The organism is Atribacterota bacterium, assembly GCA_028703475.1.
Taxonomy (GTDB): Bacteria; Atribacterota; Phoenicimicrobiia; order Phoenicimicrobiales; family Stramentimicrobiaceae; genus JAQVMU01.
This window is the reverse complement of the sequence record JAQVMU010000082.1, coordinates 1-6,586: the sequence shown is the minus strand read 5'-3', so window position 1 is coordinate 6,586 and position 6,586 is coordinate 1. Positions and strand designations below refer to the sequence as shown.

Annotated in this window: 3 protein-coding genes; 2 read left to right on the top strand and 1 reads right to left on the bottom strand. The window is 35.5% G+C overall.

Features of this window, described 5'->3' with window-relative positions; translation table 11 throughout:
* Positions 1-2,237: DEAD/DEAH box helicase (locus PHQ99_07500; GenBank protein ID MDD4289414.1), on the bottom strand; the 2,237-nt coding region annotated here is incomplete at its 3' end.
* Positions 2,238-2,669: 432 nt separating this feature from the next.
* Here PHQ99_07500 and PHQ99_07495 point away from each other — a divergent pair.
* The gene (locus tag PHQ99_07495) at positions 2,670-5,087 is read left to right on the top strand and encodes a clostripain-related cysteine peptidase (protein ID MDD4289413.1); all 2,418 of its coding nucleotides are present in this window, start codon (positions 2,670-2,672) and stop codon (positions 5,085-5,087) included.
* 465 nt (positions 5,088-5,552) lie between these two features.
* Positions 5,553-6,586: lysine 2,3-aminomutase (ablA, locus tag PHQ99_07490; GenBank protein ID MDD4289412.1), on the top strand; the 1,034-nt coding region annotated here is incomplete at its 3' end.

The window sequence follows — 6,586 nt, the reverse complement described above, 5'->3', positions numbered from 1 at the left end:
CCGCTCAGTACTCCATAATCCTCTTCAATCTCCCGCAACTCTCTTCCGTTAATCCAGTCAAATAACAGGAGAGTCTTTTTTATTGACAGGTATTTTTTCAAGTCTATTTTTTTACCATTGCCAAATTTATTCTCTGATTCTGTATTAAGGTAGAGTTGAAAGATTGGTTTATTATCTTCTCCCAGTTCAAACAGCAGGCTTAATATTTTCATGGAAAGATATTTTTTCCATTTACCAATTGCTGATTTTTTAAATTTAGTAGTTTTATATACAGGAGAAGGAATCAGGGAATTTTCTCCATTAACAGAGGTGGATATCAAAAAAATTATCTCCAATTCACTAATCTCATTTTTACAACAATTTTCCAGCCATTTTCGGAAATGAATATAGGTTTGAAAGCAAATACCTCTGGATACTACCAGGGCACCCATTTCAGTTAAATAATAAATATTACTTGAATTTTTAACAAGTTTAGTATCTTCTAATTGTCTTAGAATTTCTGACATATTTTTTCTGGTAATATTTTTATTAAATTTATAGTGCCAGTAGTGCCAAAAATTATTGCTTATTCTTTCATTGTCCTGTTTACTGAAATTATAAATACCATCAAGAGTATTTTGTTTTTGAGCTATTCTCTGCAGTATAAATGTTAAAATATCATATTCGATTTTAACCGGCTTAACCTTATAGAGAAAATTTTCTGAATAAGAAAGTTGTTTAGCAGGGAGAGCAGATAGAGCAAGACAACTTGTTTTACTATTATCAGAATAGCCTTCATTAATCTGATAAGCATTACCTTCGAAAGGCTTATCTTGCATAACCGGAGCAGGTAAGGTATATAAGTGGCATTTTGATAAAGGGTATCCCGGTAATAATAAGTTTGAAGAATTAAAATATAATCTTTGATAAGCAGTTAATTCAATAAGAGAAGGTGCTAAAAAAATAATTCTACCAAAACATTCTTGCTGTTTTAGCCTTCCGGCTCTTCCGCCCATATTTTCAACCTCAGAGAGGGTTAATGCCCTTTTCTGAAAGTTTGGGAGCAATAATTCATTATTTTTTTTAGAGATAATCTTCTGGCCGGTTAAAATTACATTATTTACCGGAAGATTGACTCCCATGGAAAGAGTATCAGTGGCGCAGATAATTTTAATGTCACAACTACGGACTGCCTTTTCGATTAGCTGGCGTTCCTGTCTGGAGAGGTCAGCACAATGATAGACAATGCTGTTTTGCAGGAGAGAAATCAATTCATCCCGTGAAGTAGAATCTTCCAGGGTATTAAGTTCATTTATGGCAGCTTTAGCAGGCGATAGATTGAATTGTTCAGCTAACCACCTGCTCCAGATTCTGACTTCCTTTTTAGTAGAGAAAAATATTAAGCTTGATTCATTATTGTTGATCAAGTAGCTTAATGTAGCTTTCAGATAGCTGGCAAGGTTACATTCAAAGGCATCATCTTTTGCAAAAAAGACCTCTTTTCCTGTAATACTGGTATTATGTTCTATATATTGATAGATACCATTACGTACAATACCTTTACGCAGCTCAAGAGGTCTATAGGATGAGAAAAGAACAGAAGCTCCCAGATATTTAGCTAAATGTATGGTATTTTCCGAGAAGGCAGAAAGGGCTATAATTCTTATATTCGGATTTCTCATTCGGAGACAATCAAGATTATTCTCCAACCGGGGACCACGCTGCAGGTCATTGATTAACTGAATTTCATCGGCAACAACCAGTGATACATTATTAAGAAAACCGGGATATTGCAGCTGCAGATAATAGAATTTCTCATACACAATAACAGCGATATGAAAATCCCCACTAATAATATCTCTATCATGATGACGATGATCACCAGAAGATACTTTAACCTTTAATCCTGCTGATTGATATAAATTTTGAAAATGCTGATATTTTTCTTCAGCAAGAACACGCAAAGGAACTAAAAAGATAACTTTTTTCTGTGTGATGATTTCCTTTATAGCTGCCATTTCTCCAACAAGTGTTTTTCCTGAAGAGCTTGGGGATACAACTAAAAGTGGGTTAGATGTTTTTCGATATTCATCAATATTTATGTTATTAGAGTACCCATGCTGCAGGAGACCAAACTGGCGAACTGCTTTTTCCTGAACCGGTAATAAAGTATCAGAATAATTTTTTTTCCAAATATTTATAATATAAGAGGGAATACCAAAGTATTCCAATTGCTCCATTTTTATTTTTTCTTGCAATTTTGTACCCCAAATATGTTTAAAGAGAATACTCATCTATTTTTTTACTTGAATATGTTTTAAAAACATAAAACAATGTTTGAGTAAAATACTCTTATGTTTTGTATATAGCAAACAAATGTTTGCCTTATATATAATAAACGATTAATCAAAAAAAATCAAAAATAATTAAATAAATTTTGTTGAAATCCCCTTGACAACATGTATTTCCATGTTAAAATATAGGAAGTTTGAAAATTGAAAAAGCAAACCAACCAACCAACAAATAACTTTTTCATTTTTAGACCTCCTAACTAAAGAAGAAGCCACCCCAAAAGGGTGGCTTCTTCTTTTTTGTTCCATAAAAAATTTTCAGTGGTATAATTTAGATAGTTATTATAACCTTAATTAGTGATAGATTTTATTTATTAAAATTAAAGGAGATTATTGTAGATGGAAAGAAAAAGGCCTGAAGGAAGAAAAAAACGGGTTGGTTCAGGTTCTGCTGATGTCTTTAAAAGAGGTAGCGGTACAGGTGATAAAACAAGCCGTAGACCTGTAGGAAACTCAAAGGGTTATTCGGGACGAACCGGAAGCACATCCTCCGGAGGGAGTAGTTCGGGAAGCTGGTCTTCAGGTGGAAAAAGCAAGGCTCCTTCAGGAGGGTCAAAAGTTATCGGAATAATTATTTTTATTATATTTGCCATATATTTTCTTTACAATAATACAGGTACAGATATTGGAGAGGTAAATAATTATGTTTCCGATACTGATAACACAAATATTCAATCTGAATTTACTGATGGTTCTGGAGTAGTCTTTTCTGCTGACAGAGGGGCATATCCGGTAGTTACGTCTGTATCTGATTTAGCCCGGGATAAGAGGACAGTTTTGCAGGGAAATGGCAATGATACGGTAACAATGATGATATATATGTGTGGCACTGACCTGGAAGCCCGGGGAGGAATGGCTACCTCAGATTTACAGGAGATATTGAATGCAGAAATAGCTGAAAATGTTAACATTATTGTAGAAACAGGAGGTACATCACGCTGGCAGAATAGCGTTATAGACAGCCGAACAAACCAGCGTTATCGAATATTAAACGAAGGACTTGAAATACTGGAAGAAGACCTGGGAAGAAAATCCATGGTTAATCCATCTACTCTTTCCGATTTTATCAGGTACAGTGCAGCAAATTATCCTGCAGACCGGTATATGCTGATAATGTGGGACCATGGTGGAGGATCATTGAGCGGTTATGGTTATGACCAGTATCATGCAAATGACAGTATGACATTAGATGAAATTAATACTGCCTTAAAGGATGGCGGATGTTTATTTGATTTAATAGGATTTGATGCTTGTTTGATGGCAACATTGGAAACGGCTATCGTTCTGGAGCCATATGCTGATTATATGATCGCATCAGAAGAGGTAGAGCCGGGGATTGGCTGGTATTATACAGGATGGATTACTGCTCTGTCTGAAAATACATCTATACCTACAATTGAATTAGGGAAAAGACTAATTGATGATTATGTGAGAACAGTCCGATCCCAGGTTCCTCAAAGCCAGGCTACTCTTTCCCTGGTGGATCTGGCAGAAGTAAAAGGCACCGTACCTGAAACCCTGTCAAAATTTGCCTCTTCTGCGAATGAACTTATTGTTAATGAAAATTATCATTTAGTTTCCAATGCCCGCGCCGGAACCAAAGAATTTGCTGCCTCCTCCCGGATTAATCAGATTGATTTAATTCATTTTGCAGAAAATTTAGATACAGCAGAATCAAAAGCCCTTGCAGATGCACTGCGTGGTTCTATCAAATATAATCGAACATCAACCAATATAACCAATGCAAATGGCTTGTCTGTCTTTTTCCCGTATGGCAGAGTCAATAAAGTTGGCAATATGCTGGAAACCTATGATGAAATACAGATGGATGAAGAATACAGTGAATGCATTAAAAGCTTTGCCAGTATGGCTGCAGGTGGACAGGCAGTAGCAAGTGGCAGCGGAAACCTGCTTGAAACATTACTCGGTGGTTTTTTAGGTGCTGCACAGAGTCAGCCTTCTGCTGCCAGCGGAACCCCCGGAGTTAATGCTATAGAAACCCTGCTGAATGCATTTGTGTCCGGAGGAGATGTTGGCAATATTATCGGATTAGCTGAAAATATACTTGGATGGCTTGATATTGATTTGTTAAAATCATCTGTTGCCTATTACCAGGAAAATCAATTTGATGCCTCTAACCTGGTTATATCTGAAAAGAATGGCCAGCGGGTTTTGTCTTTGCCTGAGGAACAGTGGGAACTGATTAATTATATGGAGATGAATGTCTTTATTGATGATGGTGAGGGATTTATTGATTTAGGACTGGATAATGTGTATGAATACAACCAGGATGGAGATTTAATAATGGATTATGACGGCACCTGGATTGCTCTCAATGGCAATATTGTCAGTTATTATATGGTGAGTGATGACCATTCAGGTGAGAATTATTCTATAAAGGGACGTGTGCCGGCATTTTTAAATAATCAGCTGGTAGATATTATTATAGTATTTGATGATGAAAATCCTTATGGAGTAGTCCTTGGAGCCCAAATAAAATATGATGAAGAAACCCAGACCGAGACAATTGCCAAAGGATTATTAGAGATTCTTCCCGGAGATGAAATTGATTTTCTCTGCGATTATTATACATATGATGGTGATTATTATGATACCTATTACCTGGGGGATAGCTATATGGCTACAGGAGAGTGGGAAATAGAGAATTTATATATAACTAATAATAATTACCAGATGACTTATCGGATAACCGACATTTATGGAAACCAGTACTGGACACCTTCAATTTCTGATTGAAAGTGTTAGTGTTTGTGAGTAATTAAAAGAATATTTTTAAGTTCATTATATTTGATTGATTGTAAATATATAACCCGCTTTTGCTCAATTTTGGGAAGGTTCCCGGCAATAGGCGGGTTATTTTTATATTACAAGACATAATAATTATTATATAATATACTTTGAAAGTAATTAGAATACTAAATAATAAAAAATAATTATATTCTTACCATAAAAGTTGATAATCAAAATCAGTAGCCGTAATAAAGCATATAATCAATGTTTAATATACATAGATTAACAAACAGCGGATGTCAGGTACCCATATAACTTGACAAAAACATTATTGTACTATATATTAGGTATGTTAATATTTATATATTAAAAAATGGAAATACTATTGCATTCCTACTTTATTCCCAAATTAAAATACTCTAAAGGTACCAGGTATATGCATAATTTAATTATTTCCGGAAGGAGTTCTGAATGGATACCCGCGTAATTGCTGAAGAACAGAAAAAAAGTGAGTTTAAAAAGTTTAAAAACCAGTCAAAATGGAAAGACTACCATTGGCAGTTGAAACATAGCATCAATGATATAGATACATTTGAAAAATTAACCGGTATAAGGTTCAAAGATAAAGAAAAGCAAGAATTAAAAAAGGTTATTGATACATTTCCACTTTCGATTACACCTTACTATCTTTCTCTTATTGATGTAGATAATTATCGGTATGATCCTATCTTTATGCAGGCATTTCCACGTTGTGAGGAGCTATTAAGGTCCCGCTGTGAAATGTCAGACCCTTTAGATGAAGACAAAGATAGTCCGGTTACCAATATAACGCATCGTTATCCGGATAGAGTACTGTTTTTAGTGAGCAATACATGTTCTATGTATTGCCGGCATTGTACCAGAAAGAGAAGAGTCGGGGATGTAGATTCCATACCAACCAAAGAAGAGATAAAAATCGGACTCGAATATATCAGGAATAATACTCAGATTAGAGATGTTTTATTATCCGGGGGTGACCCTTTAATGCTCTCTGATGATTATCTGGACTGGATATTATCAGAATTAAGAAAAATACCCCATGTTGAGGTAATTAGAATTGGTAGCAGGGTGCCGGCAGTCCTGCCCTTCCGTATAACCCGGGAGCTGGTTGATATGTTGAAGAAACATCATCCAATCTGGCTAAACACACACTTTAATCATCCAAGAGAAATAACCAAAGATTCCAAAGAAGCCTTGCGGAAATTAGCCGATGCCGGTATTCCGTTGGGTAACCAATCTGTATTACTGGCAAGGGTGAATGATTGTCCGAGGATTATGAAAAGATTGGTACATAAATTGGTGGAAAACCGGGTCAGACCTTATTATCTATATCAATGTGATTTATCACAAGGACTTTCTCATTTCAGGACACCGGTAGGTAAAGGAATGGAAATCATAGAATCATTAATCGGTCATACCAGTGGTTTTGCTGTACCAAATTTTGTAATAGACGCACCGGGTGGAGG

Bases quoted from the DNA above. Each gene is read 5' to 3' on its own strand.
- PHQ99_07495 (MDD4289413.1), top strand. From the start codon at position 2,670: ATGGAAAGAAAAAGGCCTGAAGGAAGAAAAAAACGGGTTGGTTCAGGT.